General features: G+C 63.0%; 22 protein-coding genes. 14 read left to right on the plus strand and 8 right to left on the minus strand.

All coding sequences use genetic code 11. The features are described from left to right. The first annotated feature begins 308 nt into the window (after nucleotides 1–308). From ACF8O8_RS22500 to ACF8O8_RS22515, 4 genes are all read left to right on the plus strand, one after another. A complete protein-coding gene (locus tag ACF8O8_RS22500; RefSeq protein ID WP_010952790.1) occupies nucleotides 309–2,096 on the plus strand; it encodes an N-acetylglutaminylglutamine amidotransferase in 1,788 nt (595 codons plus the stop codon). Between the two features lie 3 nt (nucleotides 2,097–2,099). Further along, nucleotides 2,100–3,845 (plus strand): N-acetylglutaminylglutamine synthetase, encoded by a 1,746-nt coding sequence (ngg, locus tag ACF8O8_RS22505; protein WP_003252632.1) that lies wholly within the window; start codon nucleotides 2,100–2,102, stop codon nucleotides 3,843–3,845. A 130-nt stretch (nucleotides 3,846–3,975) separates the two neighbouring features. After that, nucleotides 3,976–5,160 carry an osmoprotectant NAGGN system M42 family peptidase gene (locus ACF8O8_RS22510; RefSeq protein ID WP_020193055.1) on the plus strand — a complete coding sequence of 395 codons (1,185 nt, stop codon included), beginning with the start codon at nucleotides 3,976–3,978 and terminating at the stop codon, nucleotides 5,158–5,160. 83 nt (nucleotides 5,161–5,243) lie between these two features. Then, complete coding sequence (locus tag ACF8O8_RS22515) at nucleotides 5,244–5,471, plus strand: YheU family protein (RefSeq protein WP_004575803.1); 228 nt, start codon at nucleotides 5,244–5,246, stop codon at nucleotides 5,469–5,471. A 14-nt stretch (nucleotides 5,472–5,485) separates the two neighbouring features. On the opposite strand, the gene csrA is transcribed toward ACF8O8_RS22515, so the two are convergent. Both csrA and ACF8O8_RS22525 read right to left on the minus strand, forming a co-directional pair. Next, on the minus strand, nucleotides 5,486–5,665 hold the full coding sequence (gene csrA / locus ACF8O8_RS22520) for a carbon storage regulator CsrA (RefSeq protein ID WP_004575804.1): 180 nt from the start codon (nucleotides 5,663–5,665) through the stop codon (nucleotides 5,486–5,488). 120 nt (nucleotides 5,666–5,785) lie between these two features. Beyond that, nucleotides 5,786–6,595 (minus strand): SDR family oxidoreductase, encoded by an 810-nt coding sequence (locus ACF8O8_RS22525; protein WP_392510507.1) that lies wholly within the window; start codon nucleotides 6,593–6,595, stop codon nucleotides 5,786–5,788. Nucleotides 6,596–6,801: 206 nt separating this feature from the next. Between ACF8O8_RS22525 and ACF8O8_RS22530 the strand changes: the two genes are divergently transcribed. After that, nucleotides 6,802–6,954, plus strand: a complete 153-nt coding sequence (locus ACF8O8_RS22530; RefSeq protein ID WP_003252624.1) for a DUF3309 family protein — start codon at nucleotides 6,802–6,804, stop codon at nucleotides 6,952–6,954. 262 nt (nucleotides 6,955–7,216) lie between these two features. Here ACF8O8_RS22530 and ACF8O8_RS22535 read toward each other — a convergent pair whose 3' ends face one another. The 3 genes from ACF8O8_RS22535 to ACF8O8_RS22545 all read right to left on the minus strand — a co-directional run bounded on the left by ACF8O8_RS22535 (nucleotide 7,217) and on the right by ACF8O8_RS22545 (nucleotide 10,254). Continuing rightward, a complete protein-coding gene (locus ACF8O8_RS22535) occupies nucleotides 7,217–8,881 on the minus strand; it encodes a cation acetate symporter (RefSeq protein WP_392510508.1) in 1,665 nt (554 codons plus the stop codon). Continuing rightward, entirely contained in the window at nucleotides 8,878–9,189 is a 312-nt protein-coding gene (locus ACF8O8_RS22540) for a DUF485 domain-containing protein (RefSeq protein WP_010952786.1), read from the minus strand. Before ACF8O8_RS22540 ends, ACF8O8_RS22535 begins: the two co-directional genes overlap by 4 nt. A gap of 204 nt (nucleotides 9,190–9,393) precedes the next feature. Then, the gene (locus tag ACF8O8_RS22545; RefSeq protein ID WP_014592048.1) at nucleotides 9,394–10,254 is read right to left on the minus strand and encodes a glycine betaine ABC transporter substrate-binding protein; all 861 of its coding nucleotides are present in this window, start codon (nucleotides 10,252–10,254) and stop codon (nucleotides 9,394–9,396) included. A gap of 197 nt (nucleotides 10,255–10,451) precedes the next feature. Between ACF8O8_RS22545 and ACF8O8_RS22550 the strand changes: the two genes are divergently transcribed. Further along, nucleotides 10,452–12,017 (plus strand): beta (1-6) glucans synthase, encoded by a 1,566-nt coding sequence (locus tag ACF8O8_RS22550; protein ID WP_392510509.1) that lies wholly within the window; start codon nucleotides 10,452–10,454, stop codon nucleotides 12,015–12,017. A gap of 87 nt (nucleotides 12,018–12,104) precedes the next feature. Here the strand turns inward: ACF8O8_RS22550 and ACF8O8_RS22555 are convergent, their stop codons facing one another. Next, on the minus strand, nucleotides 12,105–12,470 hold the full coding sequence (locus ACF8O8_RS22555) for a hypothetical protein (protein ID WP_014592050.1): 366 nt from the start codon (nucleotides 12,468–12,470) through the stop codon (nucleotides 12,105–12,107). Between the two features lie 190 nt (nucleotides 12,471–12,660). Here ACF8O8_RS22555 and ACF8O8_RS22560 point away from each other — a divergent pair, with 190 nt between their 5' ends. Then, complete coding sequence (locus tag ACF8O8_RS22560) at nucleotides 12,661–13,959, plus strand: serine/threonine protein kinase (RefSeq protein WP_121783926.1); 1,299 nt, start codon at nucleotides 12,661–12,663, stop codon at nucleotides 13,957–13,959. A 73-nt stretch (nucleotides 13,960–14,032) separates the two neighbouring features. Then, on the plus strand, nucleotides 14,033–14,779 hold the full coding sequence (locus tag ACF8O8_RS22565) for a VacJ family lipoprotein (protein ID WP_010952781.1): 747 nt from the start codon (nucleotides 14,033–14,035) through the stop codon (nucleotides 14,777–14,779). A gap of 89 nt (nucleotides 14,780–14,868) precedes the next feature. Here the strand turns inward: ACF8O8_RS22565 and ACF8O8_RS22570 are convergent, their stop codons facing one another. Both ACF8O8_RS22570 and ACF8O8_RS22575 read right to left on the minus strand, forming a co-directional pair. Further along, nucleotides 14,869–16,017, minus strand: a complete 1,149-nt coding sequence (locus tag ACF8O8_RS22570) for a patatin-like phospholipase family protein (protein ID WP_010952780.1) — start codon at nucleotides 16,015–16,017, stop codon at nucleotides 14,869–14,871. Between the two features lie 27 nt (nucleotides 16,018–16,044). After that, nucleotides 16,045–16,980 carry a lipid A biosynthesis lauroyl acyltransferase gene (locus ACF8O8_RS22575; RefSeq protein ID WP_104962383.1) on the minus strand — a complete coding sequence of 312 codons (936 nt, stop codon included), beginning with the start codon at nucleotides 16,978–16,980 and terminating at the stop codon, nucleotides 16,045–16,047. A 111-nt stretch (nucleotides 16,981–17,091) separates the two neighbouring features. Here ACF8O8_RS22575 and minC point away from each other — a divergent pair, with 111 nt between their 5' ends. The 6 genes from minC to ACF8O8_RS22605 all read left to right on the plus strand — a co-directional run bounded on the left by minC (nucleotide 17,092) and on the right by ACF8O8_RS22605 (nucleotide 21,587). Continuing rightward, nucleotides 17,092–17,853: a septum site-determining protein MinC gene (gene minC, locus ACF8O8_RS22580; RefSeq protein ID WP_392510510.1), complete on the plus strand. Its 762-nt coding sequence runs from the start codon at nucleotides 17,092–17,094 to the stop codon at nucleotides 17,851–17,853. 109 nt (nucleotides 17,854–17,962) lie between these two features. After that, nucleotides 17,963–18,775 carry a septum site-determining protein MinD gene (minD, locus tag ACF8O8_RS22585; RefSeq protein ID WP_003252574.1) on the plus strand — a complete coding sequence of 271 codons (813 nt, stop codon included), beginning with the start codon at nucleotides 17,963–17,965 and terminating at the stop codon, nucleotides 18,773–18,775. Between the two features lie 3 nt (nucleotides 18,776–18,778). After that, entirely contained in the window at nucleotides 18,779–19,033 is a 255-nt protein-coding gene (gene minE / locus ACF8O8_RS22590; RefSeq protein WP_003252572.1) for a cell division topological specificity factor MinE, read from the plus strand. A gap of 150 nt (nucleotides 19,034–19,183) precedes the next feature. Next, on the plus strand, nucleotides 19,184–19,819 hold the full coding sequence (locus ACF8O8_RS22595) for an RluA family pseudouridine synthase (protein ID WP_019436776.1): 636 nt from the start codon (nucleotides 19,184–19,186) through the stop codon (nucleotides 19,817–19,819). A gap of 170 nt (nucleotides 19,820–19,989) precedes the next feature. After that, the gene (locus ACF8O8_RS22600; protein WP_392510511.1) at nucleotides 19,990–21,279 is read left to right on the plus strand and encodes a M18 family aminopeptidase; all 1,290 of its coding nucleotides are present in this window, start codon (nucleotides 19,990–19,992) and stop codon (nucleotides 21,277–21,279) included. A 140-nt stretch (nucleotides 21,280–21,419) separates the two neighbouring features. Continuing rightward, complete coding sequence (locus ACF8O8_RS22605) at nucleotides 21,420–21,587, plus strand: hypothetical protein (RefSeq protein WP_003252566.1); 168 nt, start codon at nucleotides 21,420–21,422, stop codon at nucleotides 21,585–21,587. Nucleotides 21,588–21,629: the final 42 nt, after the last annotated feature.

The following is a 21,629-nucleotide window of genomic DNA, read 5'->3' on the forward strand; positions in this document are numbered from 1 at the left end:
TTATGCCTGTGACAGGTGCGCGCGACCGCCTTGTTTGTACGATGGGATATCACGTCATGCGCCAAGGGGCCGCGCGCAACTCCCTCAGAAATAATTGGCCCGAAACAAATGTAGGAGCGAGCTTGCTCGCGATGCGCCGCCCGCGCGGCGCTCGATTTCTGCAACACCACAAAACCCCAGGCAATAACCTGCCACCTCCACCTCATATAACAGATTGTTCTAAAACTCTCACAAAGCACATAGGTCAGTTCCTTAAGGTGCCCTAATCCGGGGCATCACCTCCCCAACGGAAAAACCGGTAAGGACTTATGTGCGGATTAGCAGGAGAGTTACGTTTCACCCCCATCGACCAAGCCCCTCGCCCAGCCGACCTGGCTGCGGTAGAGCGCATTACCCATCACCTGGCCCCGCGAGGCCCGGATGCCTGGGGCTTCCATAGCCAGGGCCCGATCGCCCTGGGCCATCGGCGCCTGAAGATCATGGACCTGTCGGACGGCTCGGCGCAGCCGATGGTCGACAACACCCTAGGCCTGTCGCTGGCCTTCAACGGCGCCATCTACAACTTCCCCGAACTGCGCGAGGAATTGCAGGCGCTGGGCTACAGCTTCTGGTCCGACGGCGACACCGAGGTGCTGCTCAAGGGCTACCACGCCTGGGGCGCGGCGCTGCTGCCCAAGCTCAACGGCATGTTTGCCCTGGCCATCTGGGAGCGCGACAACCAGCGCCTGTTCCTGGCCCGCGACCGCCTGGGCGTCAAACCCCTGTACCTGTCACGCAACGGCGAGCGCCTGCGCTTTGCCTCGACCCTGCCGGCACTGCTCAAGGGCGGCGACATCGACCCGATGCTCGACCCGGTGGCCCTCAACCACTACCTGAATTTCCACGCCGTGGTACCCGCACCGCGCACTCTGCTGGCCAACGTGCAGAAGCTGGAGCCTGGCACCTGGATGCGCATCGACCGCCATGGCGAAGTGGAACGCCAGGTCTGGTGGCAACTGCACTACGGCCCCCACCCCGACGAGCGTGAACTGGACCTGGAAGGCTGGACCACCCGCGTGCTCGACGCCACCCGCGACGCCGTGGCAATCCGCCAACGGGCAGCCGTCGATGTGGGTGTGTTGCTGTCCGGCGGCGTCGACTCCAGCCTGCTGGTCGGCTTGCTGCGCGAAGTGGGCGTTGACGACCTGTCGACCTTCTCCATCGGCTTTGAAGATGCCGGCGGCGAGCGCGGCGACGAGTTCCAGTATTCGGACCTGATCGCCAAACACTACGGCACCCGTCACCACCAGTTGCGCATTGCCGAACACGAAATCATCGACCAACTGCCGGCCGCCTTCCGCGCCATGAGCGAGCCGATGGTCAGCCACGACTGCATCGCCTTCTACCTGCTGTCGCGGGAAGTGGCCAAGCACTGCAAGGGCGTACAGAGCGGCCAGGGTGCCGATGAGCTGTTCGCCGGTTACCACTGGTACCCGCAGGTGGACGGCGCCGACGACGCCTATGCGGCCTACCGTGAGGCGTTCTTCGACCGCAGCCACGCCGAATACCGCGACACCGTGCAGGCCCCCTGGCTGCTGGAAACCGACGCCGCCGGCGACTTCGTGCGCGAACACTTCGCGCGCCCCGGCGCACCGGCTGCCGTGGACAAGGCGCTGCGCCTGGACAGCACCGTGATGCTGGTCGACGACCCGGTCAAGCGGGTGGACAACATGACCATGGCCTGGGGCCTGGAGGCGCGTACGCCGTTCCTCGATTACCGCCTGGTGGAACTGTCGGCACGCATTCCCGCCCGCTTCAAGCTGCCCGACGGCGGCAAGCAGGTGCTCAAGCAGGCGGCGCGACGGGTGATCCCGCATGAGGTGATCGACCGCAAGAAGGGTTACTTCCCGGTACCGGGCCTGAAGCATCTGGAAGGTGCCACCCTGGGCTGGGTACGCGAACTGTTGACCGACCCCAGCCAGGACCGAGGGTTGTTCAACCCGACCATGCTCGACCGCCTGCTGAGCAACCCGCACGGCCAGCTGACGCCACTGCGCGGTTCCAAGCTGTGGCAACTGGCGGCGCTGAACCTGTGGCTGAGCGAACAAGGAATCTGACCGATGAAAGCCCATGAAATCGCTTATGGTCAGCGCCTGCTGCGCGGCCAGGCGCCGTCCTACGAGCGCCTGCAGGCGCGCCTGGCCGGCGACGGCAGCCAGCCACACGACCAGCCGCGTGCCGTGCACTGCGGCTGGGGCCGGCTGTTGATAGGCCACACCTACCCCGACCCGGCTTCCCTGGCCGAGGATCTGCTCGACGAGCACCCGGGCGAACGCGACATCGCCCTGTACGTGGCAGCACCGCAGCAGGTGTTGGCACAGGCCCCTCAGCAGCTGTTCCTCGACCCGTCCGACACCCTGCGCCTGTGGTTCACCGACTACCGCCCGGCGCAGCGGGTATTTCGCGGCTTCCGCGTGCGGCGGGCACAGAACCCCGCCGACTGGCAGGCGATCAACACGCTGTACCAGGCGCGCGGGATGCTCCCCGTCGACGCCGAGCTGCTTACCCCCCGGCACTTGGGTGGCCCGGTGTATTGGCTGGCAGAGGACGAAGACAGCGGCGCGATTATCGGCAGCGTCATGGGCCTGAACCACACCAAGGCGTTCGATGACCCCGAGCATGGCAGCAGCCTGTGGTGCCTGGCGGTGGACCCACACTGCACCCGCCCCGGCGTGGGTGAAGTGCTGGTGCGCCACCTGATCGAACACTTCATGAGCCGTGGCCTGGCCTACCTGGACCTGTCGGTGCTGCACGACAACCGCCAGGCCAAGCGCCTGTACCAGAAACTGGGTTTTCGCAACCTGCCCACCTTCGCAGTCAAGCGCAAGAACGGTATCAACGAGCAGCTGTTCCTCGGGCCTGGCCCGCAAGCCGACCTCAACCCCTACGCACGCATCATCGTCGACGAGGCGCTGCGTCGGGGCATCGAAGTGCAGGTGGACGACGCCGCTGGCGGCCTGTTCACCCTGAGCCTGGGCGGGCGGCGCATTCGCTGCCGGGAATCGCTCAGCGACCTGACCAGTGCCGTGACCATGACCCTGTGCCAGGACAAACGCCTGACCCAGCACGCCCTGCACAACGCCGGGCTGCAGGTGCCCGCGCAACAGCTGGCGGGCAATGCCGATGACAACCTGGCGTTTCTGGAAGAGCATGGCGCGGTGGTGGTCAAACCGGTCGATGGCGAGCAAGGCCAGGGCGTGGCGGTGAACCTGACCTGCATCGACGACATTACCCGTGCCGTGGCGCATGCCCGCCAGTTCGACAGCCGCGTGCTGCTGGAAAGCTTTCATGCCGGGTTCGACCTGCGCATCGTGGTGATCGGCTACGAGGTGGTGGCCGCGGCCATCCGCCACCCAGCGCAGGTGCTGGGCGACGGTAAGCACAGCGTGCGCCAGTTGATCGAAGCCCAGAGCCGTCGACGCCAGGCTGCCACCGGTGGCGAGAGCCGCATTCCGCTGGACGACGAAACCGAGCGCACCTTGCGCGCAGCGGGCGTTGGCTATGACGACGTGTTGCCGGCCGGCCAGCGCCTGGCCGTGCGGCGCACGGCCAACCTGCACACCGGCGGCACCCTGGAGGACGTCACCGAACGCCTGCACCCGGTGCTGGCCGATGCTGCCGTGCGGGCGGCACGGGCACTGGAAATTCCGGTGGTGGGGCTGGACTTCATGGTGCGTGATGCCGGGCAGCCGGAGTACGTGATCATCGAGGCCAACGAACGTGCTGGCCTGGCCAACCATGAACCGCAGCCCACCGCCGAGCGTTTTATCGACCTGCTGTTTCCCCATAGCCGGCCTTTGGCGTAAACCCGTGCCGGCCTCTTCGCGGGCAAGCCCGCTCCCACAGGGATATCACCGCCCTTGAAGGTGGCGCTGTACCTGTAGGAGCGGGTTTACCCGCGAAGAGGCCGGCACAGGAGTAAAGGAGTCCCCAACCATGTCCGAGCAACACCCCGAACCCGATCTCGACTACCTCAAACGCGTGCTGCTGGAAATGCTCGCCATCCCCAGCCCCACCGGCTTCACCGACACCATCGTGCGCTACGTTGCCGAACGCCTTGACGAACTGGGCATCCCCTTCGAGCTGACCCGCCGCGGCACCATTCGCGCCACCCTCAAAGGCCGGCAGGCCACCCCCGACCGCGCCGTTTCTGCCCACCTGGATACCATCGGCGCCAGCGTGCGCCAATTGCAGGACAATGGCCGCCTGGCCCTGGCGCCCGTCGGCTGCTGGTCCAGCCGTTTTGCCGAGGGCAGCCGGGTTAGCGTGTTTACCGATACCGGGGTATTCCGTGGCAGCGTGCTGCCGCTGATGGCCAGCGGGCATGCCTTCAACACGGCGATCGACCAGATGCCGATCAGCTGGGACCACGTGGAAGTGCGCCTGGATGCCTACTGCGCCACGCGCGCCGACTGTGAGGCACTGGGCGTGAGCATTGGTGATTTCGTGGCCTTCGACCCCTTGCCCGAGTTCACCGAAAGCGGCCACATCAGCGCCCGTCACCTGGACGACAAGGCTGGCGTAGCGGCATTGCTGGCGGCACTGAAGGCTGTGGTGGAAAGCGGCCGCCAGCCGCTGATCGACTGCCACCCGCTGTTCACCATCACCGAGGAGACCGGCTCGGGTGCAGCCGGCGCCCTGCCCTGGGACGTCAGCGAGTTCGTCGGCATCGACATCGCCCCGGTGGCGCCTGGGCAAGCTTCCAGCGAGCATGCGGTCAGTGTGGCCATGCAGGACTCGTCGGGGCCTTACGACTACCACCTGTCCCGGCACCTGCTGAAACTGGCCGGCGACCATGACTTGCCGGTGCGGCGCGACCTGTTCCGCTATTACTTCAGCGATGCCCATTCGGCGGTGACTGCCGGGCACGATATTCGTACCGCGCTGGTGGCCTTTGGTTGCGATGCCACCCATGGTTACGAGCGCACCCATATCGACAGCCTGGCAGCGCTGAGCCGGTTGTTGTCAGCCTACCTGCTGAGCCCGCCCGTATTTGCCAGCGATTCGCAGCCGGCCAATACGTCACTTGAGCGCTTCAGCCACCAGCTGGAGCACGATGCGCAGATGGAAAGCGACACGCGGGTACCGGCCGTGGACAGCCTGGTCGGAAACAAAGGCTAAACGCACTTGGGGCTGCAAAGCGGCCCCAACACCTCGAATGTTTCGCGTAGCATGCCCATACCTATTTCAGACACCGCCCGACCATGCTGATCCCCTACGACCAATTGCAAGCCGAAACCCTGACCCGCCTGATCGAGGACTTCGTCACCCGCGACGGCACTGACAACGGCGACGACACCCCGCTGGAAACCCGCGTGCTACGGGTACGCCAGGCATTGGCCAAAGGCCAGGCTTTCATCCTGTTCGACCTGGAAAGCCAGCAATGCCAGTTGCTGGCCAAGCATGATGTGCCCCGCGAGCTGCTCGAATAGCAGGCCAGGCCTCTTCAGGCCTTGCTCTGCTTGGACGCCTTGATGCGCTTGTAAACTTCGGCTCGATGCACCGGCACCTCACGCGGAGCAGCCACACCAAAGCGCACCACGCCGTCCCGGGTCTCTACCACCATGATCCGGATGTCATCGCCAATCACGATGACCTCCCCTACTTCGCGCCCTATTACCAGCATGTTCCGATCCTCCTGCGAAAGGGAAAACCGGAGCCTGCCCCGTAGGTATTCAGCTACTCAATAGCTCCACTTCGATTCAGAAGCCTCTTACACTTTTGAGTAACTTCTCCTACAGACCAATCATCGCGGCGGGGCTTTTGCCCGCATTTTCACCGCCATTTCGGCCATCTCGTCATACAGCCGCTCCGGGGCCTGGCGTTTCAGTTGCCAGGCCTGGCGCCCTGCCTCATGGGGCAGGATGAGGAACTCGCCTGCAGCGACCTGCTGATGGATATAGTCGGCAATGTCCGCCGCACTGATCGGCGAACCTTCGAGCAGCTTGCCCACCTGCGCCTTCATCGCCGGGTTCGGCCCGCGGAACGAGTCCAGCAGGTTGGTCTGGAAGAACGACGGGCACACCACGTGCACCGCCACCTCCACCTGACGCAACTCCACCAGCAGGCTTTCCGACAAGGCCAGCACACCGGCCTTGGCCACGTTGTAGTTGCTCATGCCCGGGCCCTGCATCAGTGCGGCCATCGAGGCGACGTTGATAATGCGCCCCTTGCTGCGCTCCAGCAGCGGCAGGAAGGCCTTGCAGCCCTTGACCACGCCCATCAGGTTGACCGCGATCTGCCAGTCCCAGTCCTCCAGCGTCAGTTCGGCGAAGAAACCGCCCGAAGCGACGCCGGCGTTGTTGACGATCACATCGACCCCACCGAACTTCGCTTCGCAGGCCTGGGCCAGGGCCGTCAGCTGGCTATAGTCGCGCACATCGCAGCGCTGGACGAAGCCGTCGCCACCGGCCTGGCGAACCTGCTCCAGCGTTTCGCGCAGGCCGGCTTCGTTGACATCGGCCAATGCCAGGCGCCAGCCCTCACGGGCCCAGCGCAGGGCGATCTCGCGGCCGAGGCCAGACCCGGCGCCGGTGATCATGATGCGTTTTTGCATGGTCGCAGGCCTTGTTCTGACAGGTAGTCCGGTGAGTCTAATCAAGGCGTCGCCATCCGGGAGGATTCATCAGGGCAGTGAATGGGCGGGCATGATTGGGTAGACGGCTGCACGGGGATGGAATCTTTACCAACCCGCACCGGTCCGAATTATCGAGAGGCCAGCAATCTCAGGCTCTTGCCCCCTAATCACGCAAGGACTTTGACATGACCACGATCCTTATCATCATCCTGATTCTGCTGCTGATCGGTGGCTTACCGGTCTTCCCCCACTCGCGCAGCTGGGGCTATGGCCCTTCCGGCATAATCGGCGTGGTGTTGGTGATTCTGTTGGTATTACTGTTGCTTGGGATGATATGACGCGCTGCGGATAGCCACTTCAAAAAGCCACGTGAGGTGAATGGCAAGCGGGTCGCAATACCCGGTTGCCATCCTGGATAGCGAAGGTGATTAAACAGTATGGCTTCATTGACCAGCCCCCAAATGTGCCGTCCTCCATGAAGGCGCTCACGACATGAGGGGAGCATGGGCAGAGCACCAACCTGTCTGGAGGCCATCGCCGACTGCATGAAATAAAAAACGCCCCGACAAGCGGGGCGTTTTTCAGTGCAGGGGATTGACGTTAGTGCGAGACCGCCCCGCTGGCACCCAGGCCAGTCTGCGAACGCACGAACTGCGGTAAGAACAGCGCGCGCTCATCCTCAGCCGCCTTGGACTTGTCGGTGACCGAGAAGAACCAGATGCTGACGAAGGCAATGGCCATCGAGAACAGCGCCGGGTACTCGTACGGGTAGATGGGCTTCTCGTGGCCGAGAATCTGTACCCAGATGGTCGGGCCAAGGATCATCAGCGTCACCGCACTCACCAGGCCCAGCCAGCCGCCGATCATGGCGCCGCGGGTGGTCAGCTTCTTCCAGTACATCGAAAGCAGCAGTACCGGGAAGTTGCAGCTGGCCGCAATGGAGAACGCCAGGCCGACCATGAAGGCGATGTTCTGCTTCTCGAACAGAATCCCCAGGCCGATCGCCAGTACACCCAGGGCGACAGTGGTGATCTTCGATACGCGGATCTCGTCCTTGTCGTTGGCTTTGCCCTTGCGCCAGACGCTGGCGTACAGGTCGTGGGACACTGCCGAGGCACCGGCCAGGGTCAGGCCAGCCACCACTGCCAGGATGGTGGCAAAGGCCACCGCCGAGATGAAGCCGAGGAACACACTGCCCCCCACCGCATTGGCCAGGTGCACCGCGGCCATGTTGTTGCCGCCCAGCAGAGCGCCTGCGGCGTCCTTGAATTCCGGGTTGGTGCTGACCAGCAGGATCGCGCCAAAGCCAATGATGAAGGTGAGGATGTAGAAGTAGCCGATGAAGCCGGTGGCGTACAGCACGCTCTTGCGCGCTTCCTTGGCGTCACTGACGGTGAAGAAGCGCATCAGGATGTGCGGCAGGCCGGCAGTACCGAACATCAGTGCCAGGCCCAGGGAGAATGCCGAGATCGGGTCCTTGACCAGGCCGCCGGGGCTCATGATCGCCTCGCCCTTGGCGTGTACCTTGATCGCTTCGGAGAACAGCGTGTTGAAGTCAAAGCCTACGTGCTTCATGACCATCAGCGCCATGAAACTGGCACCGGACAGCAGCAGCACAGCCTTGATGATCTGTACCCAGGTGGTGGCCAGCATGCCGCCGAACAGCACGTACAGGCACATCAGGATACCCACCAGGATCACCGCCACATGGTAGTCCAGGCCGAACAGCAGCTCGATCAGCTTGCCGGCGCCGACCATCTGCGCGATCAGGTAGAACGCCACCACCACCAGCGAACCGGAGGCCGACAGGGTGCGGATTTCCTTTTGCCCGAGGCGGTACGAGGCCACGTCGGCGAAGGTGTACTTGCCCAGGTTGCGCAAGCGTTCGGCAATCAGGAAAAGAATGATCGGCCAGCCAACCAGGAAGCCGATCGAGTAGATCAGGCCGTCGTAACCCGAGGTGAACACCAGCGCGGAAATACCCAGGAACGAGGCGGCCGACATGTAGTCGCCAGCAATCGCCAGGCCGTTCTGGAAGCCGGTGATCTTGCCCCCGGCAGCGTAGTAGTCCGATGCCGACTTGTTGCGTTTGGAGGCCCAGTAGGTGATGCCGAGGGTGAAGGCGACGAAGGCCACGAACATGGCGATGGCGGAAACGTTCAGCGGTTGTTTCTGCACCTCGCCGGTCAGGGCATCGGCGGCCCACACGGCGGGTGCGAAGGCTCCGCAGGCCAGTACGGCCAGGGCTTTGGCTTGGCGAATCATTGTTGCGCCTCCTTCAGGATTTCCTTGTTCAGCTCATCGAATTCGCCGTTGGCGCGGCGTACGTAGATGGCGGTCAGGACGAATGCCGAAACGATCAGGCCGACGCCCAGGGGAATGCCCCAGGTAATCGAAGACTCAGGACTGAGCTTGGCGCCCAGCACATGAGGACCGTAGGCGATCAGGAGGATGAAGGCGCAGTAGAGGCCGAGCATGATCGCCGAGAGAATCCAGGCGAACCGTTCGCGTTTGGTGACCAGCTCCTTGAAACGGGGGCTGTTTTGTATCGAGAGGTAAATGCTGTCGTTCATTGTTTTTGTCCTAGCAGCACAGATACGGGATGGAACCCACACCCTTACTTTATGCTGCCGATGGACGCCAACCAGACGACCTTAGTCTTAGATGCAACGGTGTTTTACCGATTGCGTAACAAAGTGATGAGCCGTTCGCAGGTAAACCCGCTCCTGCAGGAGCGGGTTTACCCGCGAAGAAACCCTATTGGCCCTGAAAGGTGATTACTTGCCAGTCCACTCCTTCACACGATCAGGGTGCTTGGCGACCCAGTCCTTGGCGGCCGCTTCAGGCTTGGCCCCTTCCTGGATCGCCAGCATCACCTCGCCAATCTCGTCCTTGGACTGCCAGTTGAACTTCTTCAGGAACTCCGCCACTTCCGGTGCCTTGGTGGCCAGTTCCTTGCTGCCGATGCTGTTCACGGTTTCTGCCGCGCCATATACGCCTTTCGGGTCTTCGAGGAACTTCAGCTTCCACTTGGCGAACATCCAGTGCGGAACCCAGCCGGTCACCGCAATCGACTGCTGCTTGGCATAGGCACGGCCCAGTTCCGCAGTCATCGCCGCACCCGAGCTGGCCTGCAACTTGTAACTGGTCAGGCCATAGTCCTTGATCGCCTGGTCGGTCTTGAGCATCACACCGGAGCCTGCGTCGATGCCAACAATCCTGTCCTTGAAGCTGTTATCGGTCTTGAGGTCGGCAATGCTCACTGCCTTGACGTACTCGGGGACGATCAGGCCGATCTTGGCGTCCTTGAAGTTCGGGCCGTAGTCGACCACGTTGTCCTTGTTCTTGGCCCAGTACTCACCGTGAGTCACCGGCAACCAGGCCGACAACATGGCATCGAGCTTGCCCGTTGCCACACCCTGCCACATGATTCCCGTGGCCACGGCCTGCAACTTCACGTCATAGCCGAGTTTTTGCTTGATTACTTCGGCAGCCACGTTGGTGGTCGCCACGCTGTCGGCCCAACCATCCACGTAACCAATGCTTACTTCTTTGGCCATAGCCTGTGCAGTGCTCATGGCCATTACCAGGGCGGTGCCCACACCCAGGAAACGTCGCATTTTCTTCAAAGTTGCCATCAAAGCATCCCCTCGTCAGGTCTTGGAGATTGCATCATCTTCCTGCAACACAAGTCGACCTGATCCAGCTGCGACCTGCACCCGCCCCATATGCGACAGCACTATGCCATTAGCGCCATCGGCCTGCCTCGGCCTGCGCGATCCTTGCATGCCAAAGGTTTGGCGCCGGGCTACTATCTAACCTTTTGTGCCAGACGATGGACCGCCACATGCCCAGTTGTAGCCGCCTGTTATTGCCGTTGTACCTGCTTGCCTGCCTGCTGGCCCTGGTCGGGTTGGGGGGGCTCTGGTACGGGCTGGGCAAGCCTGTGCACCTGCCCGATGCGGCCAGCCCTGCACACAAGCTGCAATGCGCTTCGTACACGCCGTTCGACAAAGACCAGTCGCCTTACGACCAGCCGTTTCGCCTGCGCCCAGCGCGGATGGACGCCGACCTGGCGTTACTGGCCGAGCGGTTTCAGTGCATCCGTACCTATTCCATGAGCGGTCTTGAGGCAATCCCGGCGCTGGCACGCAAGCATGGTCTGAAGGTGATGCTGGGCGCCTGGGTGAACGCCCACCCGGCCGACACCGAGAAGGAAATCAACCTGCTGATCGCTGCTGCCAACGCCAACCCGGACGTGGTCAGCGCGGTGATCGTCGGCAATGAGACACTGTTGCGCAAGGAGGTGACCGGTGCCCACCTGGCCAAATTGATCGCGCGGGTGAAGCGCCAGGTCAAGGTGCCCGTGACCTACGCCGATGTCTGGGAATTCTGGCTGCAGCACCCGCAGGTGGCCCCGGTAGTGGACTTCCTGACCATCCATCTGCTGCCCTACTGGGAGGACGACCCGCGTGGCATCGACGATGCCTTGGCCCACGTTGCCGATGTGCGCCGGGTGTTCGGCACACGCTTCGCGCCCAAGGACATACTGATTGGCGAAACCGGCTGGCCCAGCGAAGGCCGCCAACGCGAAACGGCGGTGCCCAGCCGGGTCAATGAGGCGCGCTTCATCCGTGGCTTCGTGGCCATGGCCGAGCGCAATGGCTGGCACTACAACCTGATCGAAGCCTTCGATCAGCCCTGGAAACGCGCCAATGAGGGCGCGGTGGGTGGTTACTGGGGGCTATACGACGCGGACCGACAGGACAAGGGCGTGCTCGAAGGGCCCGTGAGCAACCTGCATGACTGGCCGCAGTGGTTGCTGGCCAGCGCCGTGCTGACGGTGATCATGCTGGTGCTGGCCGGGCGCCCCTCTACACCGATGGCCGCCTTGCTGCTGCCACTGCTGGCAGCGTTTGGTGCCGCTTGCCTGGGCCTGTGGGGCGAGTTGATGCGCACCCATGCGCGCTTTGCCGGGGAATGGCTGTGGGCACTGATGCTGGCCGGGCTGAACCTGCTGGTATTGGCCCATGCGTTGTTGGCGCTGGCGCGGCGGGCCGGCTGGCGTGAACGCTTGTTCGCCTGGCTGCAGGTGCGAGCCGGCTGGCTGTTGCTGGCGGCGGGCTTCGCTGCGGCGGTGAGCATGCTGGCAATGGTGTTCGACCCGCGCTACCGCAGCTTCCCCAGCGCAGCGCTGGCGTTGCCGGCGCTGGTGTATGTGCTGTGGCCAGTGCGGGCGCGGCGGGCAGAGGTGGCGTTGCTGGCGTTCATCGTCGGCGCCGGGGTGGCGCCGCAGTTGTTCGTGGAAGGGCTGGAGAACCAGCAGGCCTGGGGCTGGGCGGTGGTGAGTGTGCTGATGACAGCGGCATTGTGGCGAAGCCTGCGGATGCGCCAGGCTTGATACTGCATATCCCTCGAGCCCGGCGCGGACCTTGTGGGAGCAACTGTCTTGCTCAATTTCTGAAAGCTGGCGCGATCCCGCAGCTGCTTACAATGGGGGTTGCCTGACCAGGCGCAACCCCGCCAGCACTAGCGCAAACACCGCAATGCTGGCGGTGTACAGCACCAGCGCCGGCACTGCGAACACCAGTGCCAACACTGCCAGCCACCAGCCGGCACGCGCGGAAACGAACTGGGCCAGTAGCGCAAGGCCCAATCCGCCCCAGGCCATGACTTGATGGTGAATGCCCAACCCCAGCAGCGAACGCACCTCGCACTGCCAATAGGCGGTCGGCACTGCGCACAGCCCTACCCACTGGCCGTCCTCCATCAGGCCGTAACGCACGCCATAACTGGCCGCGAGCCAACCCCCCAGGAACAGCAGCAACAGCGCCGTCGGCAGCGAACGAGACATCCTGTTCTCCAATAGCGGTAATCGAAAGCATCCATGATCGCTTATGCCCGTTTCTAAGGCAAAATCACACCCCGGCAGCTATGTTGCAGATAGCAAGTACGCCAAATGCCACCGCAGCGGGCAACTTTGCCCGCCTGGCTGTGGTCCTAGCCTGCACACTGCTCGACCTTGCGTTCTTTTGGGGGATTACATGCTTCGATCTTTGCGCCTCGCTGCCCTGCTCGGCAGCTTGCTCATGGCTGTGGCCGCTTCAGCGCGGGATATCGACGCTGCCAGCTATGGCTACCCTCTTACCAACCCGTTCGAGGCCACCATCGCCACCACGCCGCCGGACAAGCGCCCTGAGCTGCCCAGCGACGATGAAATCACTCAGTCCGACTACAGCCTGAACTTGCGCCCGGAGCGCGAGTTCACGTTGCCCGACAACTTCTGGGCAGTGAAGAAGCTCAAGTACCGCCTGGCCCGCCAGGATCGCGAAGCGCCGCTGATCTTCATCATCGCCGGCACCGGCGCGCCCTACAGCAGCAGCATCAATGAATACCTGAAAAAGCTGTTCTACCAGGCCGGCTTCCACGTGGTGCAACTGTCATCGCCCACCAGCTATGACTTCATGAGTGCGGCCTCGCGCTTTGCTACCCCCGGCATCAGCCAGGAAGACGCCGAAGACATGTACCGGGTCATGCAGGCCGTGCGCGCCCAGCATCCACGCCTGCCGGTCAGTGATTTCTACCTCACCGGTTACAGCCTGGGTGCGCTGGACGCCGCCTTCGTCAGCCACCTGGACGAAACCCGCCGCAGCTTCAACTTCAAGCGTGTGCTGCTGCTCAACCCACCGGTCAACCTCTACACCTCGATCAACAACCTCGACAAGCTGGTGCAGACCCAGGTCAAGGGCATCGACCGCAGCACCACGTTCTACGAGCTGATGCTGGAAAAACTCACCCGTTACTTCCAGGACAAGGGCTACATCGACCTGAACGACGCCCTGCTGTACGACTTCCAGCAGTCGCGCCAGCACCTGTCCAACGAACAGATGGCCATGCTGATCGGCACTTCGTTCCGCTTCTCGGCAGCGGACATCGCCTTCACTTCCGACCTGATCAACCGCCGCGGCCTGATCATTCCGCCGAAGTTCCCGATCACCGAAGGCAGCAGCCTCACGCCGTTCTTCAAGCGCGCCCTGCAGTGCGACTTCGACTGCTACATGACCGAACAGGTAATTCCGATGTGGCGCGCCCGCACCGACGGCAACAGCATCCTGCAGTTGGTCAACCAGGTCAGCCTGTATGCCCTGGAAGACTACCTGCGCAGCAGTGACAAGATCGCCGTGATGCACAACGCCGACGACGTCATTCTCGGCCCGGGCGACATTGGCTTCCTGCGCAAGGTGTTCGGCGAACGGCTGACCCTCTACCCCCATGGCGGCCATTGCGGCAACCTCAACTACCGCGTCAACAGTGACGCCATGCTGGAGTTCTTCCGTGGTTAACAAACTCCTCTTCGCCACTGCCCTGCTTGCCGCTGGCCACACCCTGGCCGCCGAAACCGCACCCCGAGCCAGTGTGGTCGAGGCCGACCCGCAGGTGATCGGCACCGCGCCACTGGTGCCCGAAGCCGATGGCTTCCTCGACCCGCTGCGTGAGCTGAAATTCAACCCGGGGCTGGACCAGCGCGAGTTCGAGCGCTCAACCCTGCAGGCGCTGAACGTGTACGACCCGCTGGAGTCGATCAACCGGCGCATCTACCACTTCAACTACCGATTGGACCAATGGGTGCTGCTGCCGCTGGTGAATGGCTATCAGTATGTCACCCCAAGCTTCGTGCGCACGGGGGTGAGCAACTTCTTCAACAACCTTGGCGATGTGCCGAACCTGTTCAACAGCGTGTTGCAGCTCAAAGCCAAGCGCTCGGCAGAAATCACCGCGCGACTGATGTTCAACACGATCATCGGCGTGGGTGGGCTGTGGGACCCGGCGACCAGCATGGGCCTGCCGCGCCAGAGCGAGGACTTTGGCCAGACCCTGGGCTTCTATGGCGTGCCGGATGGGCCGTACCTGATGCTGCCGGTGCTAGGCCCATCGAACCTGCGCGATACCACCGGGCTGGTGGTGGACTATGCGGGAGAGCAGGCGGTCAACTACCTGAACGTGGCCGAAGCCAGCACCGATCATCCGGAAATCTTCGCCCTGCGTGTGGTGGACAAGCGCTATACGACCAAATTCCGCTATGGCCAGCTGAATTCGCCGTTCGAGTATGAAAAGGTGCGGTATGTGTATACCCAGGCGCGCAAGTTGCAGATAGCCGAGTAAGCCTGCTGCGGCCCTTTCGCTCCTGCACAGGCATTACACAATCCCTCGCAGGAGCGGGTTCACCCGCGAAAGGGCCCGCAAAGGCAACCTCAAATCCCCAGGAATTCGCAAAGCTCGCGCTTCTTGGCCAAGGCATCCTTGCGCCCCAACTCGATCAGTTCACTGCAATAGCTGGCCTCAAACAGCAAATAGCTCAACACCCCCGCCCCGCTGGTGCGCGTTGCCCCCGGCCCACGTAAAAACAGGCGCAACGCCGCCGGCAACTCGCGCCGGTGCCGAGCGGCAATCTCATCCAGCGGCTGGCTGGGCGCCACCACCAGCACGTCGATCGGTGCCAGCCCCAGGCGCCGGGCATCCAGGTGCGCCGGCAACAGCCCGCTCAAGTGGTTGAGGCGCTGCAGCAGTTCGATATCGCCTTCCAGGCTGTCAATGAACGTACTGTTGAGCATGTGCCCGCCGATCTGCGCCAGGCTCGGCTGCTGCCCGCTGAACACACGCTGGGGCGGTACAGGTGGCGCTGGCCGCTGCGGGTTTCCGCTGACCCCGACCACCAGCACCCGGCTGGCGCCCAGGTGCAAGGCCGGGCTGATCGGCGCCGACTGGCGCACTGCACCGTCGCCGTAATACTCGCCGCCCAGTTGCACCGGGGCGAACAGCAGCGGGATCGCCGCACTGGCCAGCAGGTGGTCGATGGTCAACGGTGCGGGTACGCCGATACGCCGGTGGCGCAGCCAGGCCTCGATGGTGCCGCGGCCCTGGTAGAAGGTCACCGCCTGACCAGACTCGTAGCCAAAGGCGGTCACCGCCACGGCGCGCAGTTGCTCGGCGGCCAAGGCGTGGCCGATGCCATCCAGGTTCAGGTGCGTTTGCAGCAGGCTGCGCAACGGGCTGCTGTCGAGCAACGCCACGGGGGCCTGGCCACCCAGCCCCAGCAGGCTGTGGCCAACGAAACGGCTGGCCTGGCGCACGACCCCGGGCCAGTCGCTGCGGATGACCAGATGGCTGCGGAAATTCTGCCAGAAGGCAGTGAGCCGCTGCACGGCGTCATTGAAGTGCACCGCACCACTGGCCAGGGTGACGGCGTTGATGGCCCCGGCGGAGGTGCCGACGATGACCGGAAAAGGGTTGTCCGCGCCGGCGGGCAGCAACTCGGCGATGCCCGCCAGCACACCGACCTGGTAGGCGGCGCGGGCGCCGCCGCCAGACAGGATGAGACCGGTTACCGGGGGTGGTGCCATGGCGTCCTTCCTGGGGTAGATGTGTTTTCAGCGCTTCTTCTTGTCATACAGCCGCGGCGCACCCTCGGGCCGCGACTTGAACCGGCGGTGCGCCCACAGGTACTGCTCGGGGCACTCGCGCAACACGCTCTCGACCCATTGGTTGATGCGCAGGCAATCGGCCTCTTCGCTTTCCCCGGGGAAATCCGTCAGCGGCGGGTGGATGACCAGCCGATAGCCGCTGCCATCCTCCAGGCGCTTCTGGGTGAACGGAATCACCTGAGCCTTCCCCAACCGGGCGAACTTGGTGGTAGCGGTCACCGTCGCCGCGGGGATGCCAAACAACGGTACGAAGATGCTCTGCTTGGCGCCGTAGTCCTGGTCCGGTGCGTACCAGATCGCCCGGCCCGAACGCAGCAGCTTGAGCATGCCACGCACGTCCTCGCGCTCCACCGCCAGCGAATCAAGGTTGTGACGCTCGCGGCCGCTGCGCTGGATGAAGTCGAACAGTGCATTGCCGTGTTCGCGGTACATGCCGTCGATCGTGTGCTGCTGGCCGAGCAGCGCGGCGCCGATTTCCAGGGTAGTGAAGTGCACCGCCATGAGGATCGCGCCCTGCCCCGCCTGCTGGGCGGCCTGCAGGTGCTCAAGGCCCTCGATATGGGCCAGGCGCGCCAGCCTGGCCTTGGGCCACCACCAGCTCATGGCCATTTCGAAGAAGGCGATGCCGGTAGAGGCGAAGTTGGCCTTGAGCAAACGCTGCCGTTCGTCGACCGACAGCTCCGGGAAGCACAGCTCCAGGTTGCGCGCGGCGATGCGCCGACGTTCACCGGCAAAGCGATACATGACGGCGCCCAGCGCGGCACCGATCTTCAGCAGCACCCGGTACGGCAACTGGACCACCAACCACAGCAGGCCCAGGCCCAGCCACAGGCCCCAGAACTTGGGGTGAAGGAAATAGGGACGAAAACGCGGGCGTTCCATTGAAGCATCCGGAAAGACAAAGGCCGCGCATTCTACAACGGATCAGTGCATGTTGCGGGCAACCGGTGTTCTCGTTATAAGTCAGGGCACTTTTTTCGCAACAAGCCGTCTATGCAGACCATGAGCCCAAACCACACACCCGACACCGCCTCCGTGTTCCAGCTCAAGGGCAGCATGCTCGCCATTACGGTACTGGAACTGGCGCGCAATGACCTTGAAGCCCTCGACCGCCAGTTGGCGGCCAAAGTCGCCCAGGCCCCGAACTTCTTCAGCAATACACCGCTGGTGCTGGCGCTGGACAAGCTGCCGGCCGACGAAGGGGCAATCGACCTGCCCGGCTTGATGCGGATCTGCCGACACCACGGCCTGCGTACCCTGGCCATCCGCGCCAACCGCATCGAGGACATCGCCGCCGCCATCGCCATCGACCTGCCGGTGCTGCCGCCCTCGGGGGCCCGCGAACGGCCGCTGGAGCCCGAGCCCGAGGTGGTCAAAAAGCCCGAACCGGCCCCGGCGCCACCACCGCCCCCCGAACCCGAGGTGCGCCCGACCCGCATCATTACTTCGCCAGTACGCGGTGGCCAACAGATCTATGCTCAGGGAGGTGATCTGGTTGTGACGGCTTCGGTCAGCCCAGGTGCGGAACTTCTGGCCGATGGCAACATCCATGTGTACGGCGCCATGCGCGGCCGCGCCCTGGCCGGCATCAAAGGCAACACCAAGGCGCGTATCTTCTGCCAGCAGATGACCGCCGAAATGGTCTCGATCGCCGGCCAGTACAAAGTCTGCGAAGACCTGCGCCGGGATCCACTGTGGGGGACCGGCGTGCAAGTCAGCCTGTCTGGTGACGTGTTGAACATCACCCGTCTTTAACGGATACTTGCCAGCATTTTTAGAGCAACTTTTTTACCGTTGCCTTTATTTCGCTATTTCAGCTTTTTGCAGGGACAAGTGTCCCGACTATTTTTAGGGGTGAAACACCTTGGCCAAGATTCTCGTGGTTACTTCCGGCAAGGGGGGTGTGGGCAAGACCACTACCAGCGCCGCCATTGGTACCGGCCTCGCACTGCGCGGCCACAAGACCGTCATTGTCGACTTCGACGTGGGCCTGCGTAACCTCGACCTGATCATGGGCTGCGAACGCCGCGTGGTGTACGACTTCGTCAACGTGGTCAACGGCGAAGCCAACCTGCAACAGGCCTTGATCAAGGACAAGCGCCTCGAGAACCTGTACGTGCTGGCCGCCAGCCAGACCCGTGACAAGGACGCGCTGACCCAGGAAGGCGTTGAAAAGGTACTGATGGACCTGAAGAAGGACTTCGAGTACGTCATCTGCGACTCGCCGGCCGGTATCGAAAAAGGTGCTCACCTGGCCATGTACTTCGCTGACGAAGCCATCGTGGTGACCAACCCGGAAGTTTCGTCGGTACGTGACTCCGACCGCATGCTGGGCATTCTGTCGAGCAAGTCGCGCCGCTCCGAAAACGGTGAAGAGCCGATCAAGGAGCATTTGCTGATCACCCGCTACCACCCTGAGCGCGTCGTCAAAGGCGAAATGCTGAGCGTGGCCGACGTGGAAGAAATCCTGTCGATCAAGCTCAAGGGTGTGATCCCGGAATCGCAGGCCGTCCTCAAGGCGTCCAACCAAGGTATCCCGGTCATTCTCGATGACCAGAGCGATGCCGGCCAGGCCTACAGTGATGCGGTCGACCGCCTGCTGGGCAAAGAGAAGCCGATGCGCTTCATCGATGTACAGAAGAAGGGATTCTTCGAGCGCATTTTCGGGAGCAAATAAACCATGAACCTTTTTGACTTCTTTCGTGGCAGACAGAAACAGACCAGCGCGTCGGTAGCGAAAGAGCGTCTACAGATCATCGTGGCGCACGAGCGCGGCCAACGCAGCGAACCGGACTACCTGCCCGCGCTGCAGAAAGAACTGCTGGAAGTGATCCGCAAATATGTGAACATCGGCAACGATGATGTGCATATCGAGCTGGAAAACCAGGGCAGCTGCTCGATTCTGGAGCTGAACATCACCCTGCCGGATCGCTGATCCGCGTAGTCGACAATTTGGGGCTGCCTTGCAGCCCTTCGCGGGCAAGCCCGCTCCTACAGGGGACGCATATCCTTTGTAGGAGCGGGCTTGCCCGCGAAGGGCCGCAAAGCGGCCCCAGCGTTTACTGCTATTTTCGTGAGACCTGCAATGCCGCTGTCGAATGTCCAGATCCTCTTCGAAGACGCCGCCATCCTGGTGATCAACAAACCGACCCTGCTGCTGTCGGTACCTGGCCGTGCCGAGGACAACAAGGACTGCCTGATCACCCGTCTGCAGGAAAACGGCTATCCCGATGCGCTGATCGTGCACCGTCTGGACTGGGAAACCTCCGGCATCATCCTGCTGGCCCGCGATGCCGACAGCCACCGCGAGCTGTCGCGCCAGTTCCACGACCGTGAAACCGAAAAAGCCTACACCGCACTGTGCTGGGGCCAGCCGGCGCTGGACAGCGGCAGCATCGACCTGCCACTGCGCTACGACCCACCGACCAAACCACGGCATGTGGTGGACCACGAGCAGGGCAAGCACGCCCTGACCTTCTGGCGTATCGTGGAACGCTGCGGCGATCACTGTCGGGTGGAGCTGACGCCGATTACCGGGCGTTCGCACCAGCTGCGCGTGCACATGCTGTCGATCGGGCACCCGCTGCTGGGTGATCGGCTGTACGCCAACCCGCAAGCCCTGGCGGCCCATGAGCGGCTGTGCCTGCATGCCTCGATGCTGAGCTTTACCCACCCGGTGTCCGGGCAGCGGTTGAAGTTCGAGTGCCCTGCGCCGTTCTGATTTTGCAGGGCCTGTACCGGCCTCTTCGCGGCTAAAGCCGCTCCTACAAGGGCCGCACTGCGCTCAGGGGCTGTGCAATACCTGTGGTAGCGGGGGTTAGCTGCGAAGATGCAGACACAAATTGTCGACATTCTGCGTTAAACTCGCGCCACTGCTGTCTGGAGTGAGCTATGCGCGACGCACTGAATACCGGCCTCATCGAATTTCTCAAGGCCTCCCCCACGCCCTTCCATGCCACCGCCAGCCTGGTCCAGCGCCTTGAGGCGGCCGGCTACAAGCGCCTGGACGAGCGCGACAGTTGGGACACCGAGACTGGCGGCCGCTACTACGTCACCCGCAACGATTCTTCAATCATCGCCATCAAACTGGGCAAGCAGTCGCCGCTGCTCAATGGCATCCGCATGGTCGGCGCCCACACTGACAGCCCGTGCTTGCGGGTCAAGCCTCAGCCCGAGCTACAGCGCCAGGGCTTCCTGCAATTGGGCGTGGAAGTGTATGGCGGCGCGTTGCTGGCCCCCTGGTTCGACCGCGATCTGTCGCTGGCCGGCCGCGTCACCTACCGCCGTGACGGCAAGGTCGAAAGCCAGCTGATCGACTTCAAGCTGCCAGTCGCGATCATCCCCAACCTGGCGATCCACCTGAACCGCACCGCCAACGAAGGCTGGGCGATCAACCCGCAGAACGAACTGCCCCCCATCCTCGCCCAAGTGGCCGGTGACGAACGCATCGACTTCCGCGCCCTGCTCACCGAGCAACTGGCCCGCGAGCACGAGCTGATCGCCGACGTGGTGCTGGACTACGAGCTGAGCTTCTATGACACGCAGGACGCCGCGCTGATCGGTCTGAATGGCGACTTCATCGCTGGCGCCCGCCTGGACAATCTGCTGTCGTGCTACGCCGGTTTGCAGGCCCTGCTGGCCGCCGACAGCGACGAAACCTGTGTGCTGGTGTGCAACGACCACGAAGAAGTCGGCAGTTGCTCGGCCTGCGGTGCCGATGGCCCGATGCTGGAGCAGACCCTGCAGCGCCTGCTGCCCGATGGCGACACCTATGTGCGCACCCTCCAGCGCTCGCTGATGGTGTCGGCCGACAATGCCCACGGCGTGCACCCCAACTACGCCGACAAGCATGACGGCAACCACGGGCCGAAGCTCAACGCCGGGCCCGTGATCAAAGTGAACAACAACCAGCGTTACGCCACCAACAGCGAGACGGCCGGGTTCTTCCGCCACTTGTGCATGGCCGAGGAAGTACCGGTGCAGAGCTTTGTGGTGCGCAGCGACATGGGCTGTGGCTCGACCATCGGGCCGATCACCGCCAGCCACCTGGGTGTGCGCACGGTGGATATCGGTTTGCCGACCTTTGCCATGCACTCCATTCGCGAGCTGTGTGGCAGCCATGACCTGGCGCACCTGGTGAAGGTACTGACCGCGTTCTACCGTAGCCGCGAGCTGCCTTGATGTAAGCAGGCGCGGCCTGTTCGCGGCGGTTCGACGCCTCGAACAGGCCGCGCCTGCTTAAACGTGCTCAAGGTCAATCACGCCTCGTTGGCCAAGCGCTATGCTTGTTACATGGCCCCACTGCAAAAGGATTGCTGTCCATGTCCCCGTTCCTGTCACTGTTCGTCCCGGTGTTCCTGTTCCTGATGCTGCTGACCATCGGCTTCAGCATGCGCGAACGCAACATCGGTGTACTGATGATGTGGGTCGGCACCTTGGGTATTTTCGGCCTCACCTGCTGGAAGATCCTCGAGAAACTGCCGACATAAACCTCTACACTCGGTCAATCGTTTGACCTGAGGTAGATTTGC

Source organism: Pseudomonas sp. TYF_14 (assembly GCF_043105275.1).
GTDB lineage: Bacteria > Pseudomonadota > Gammaproteobacteria > Pseudomonadales > Pseudomonadaceae > Aquipseudomonas > Aquipseudomonas alloputida.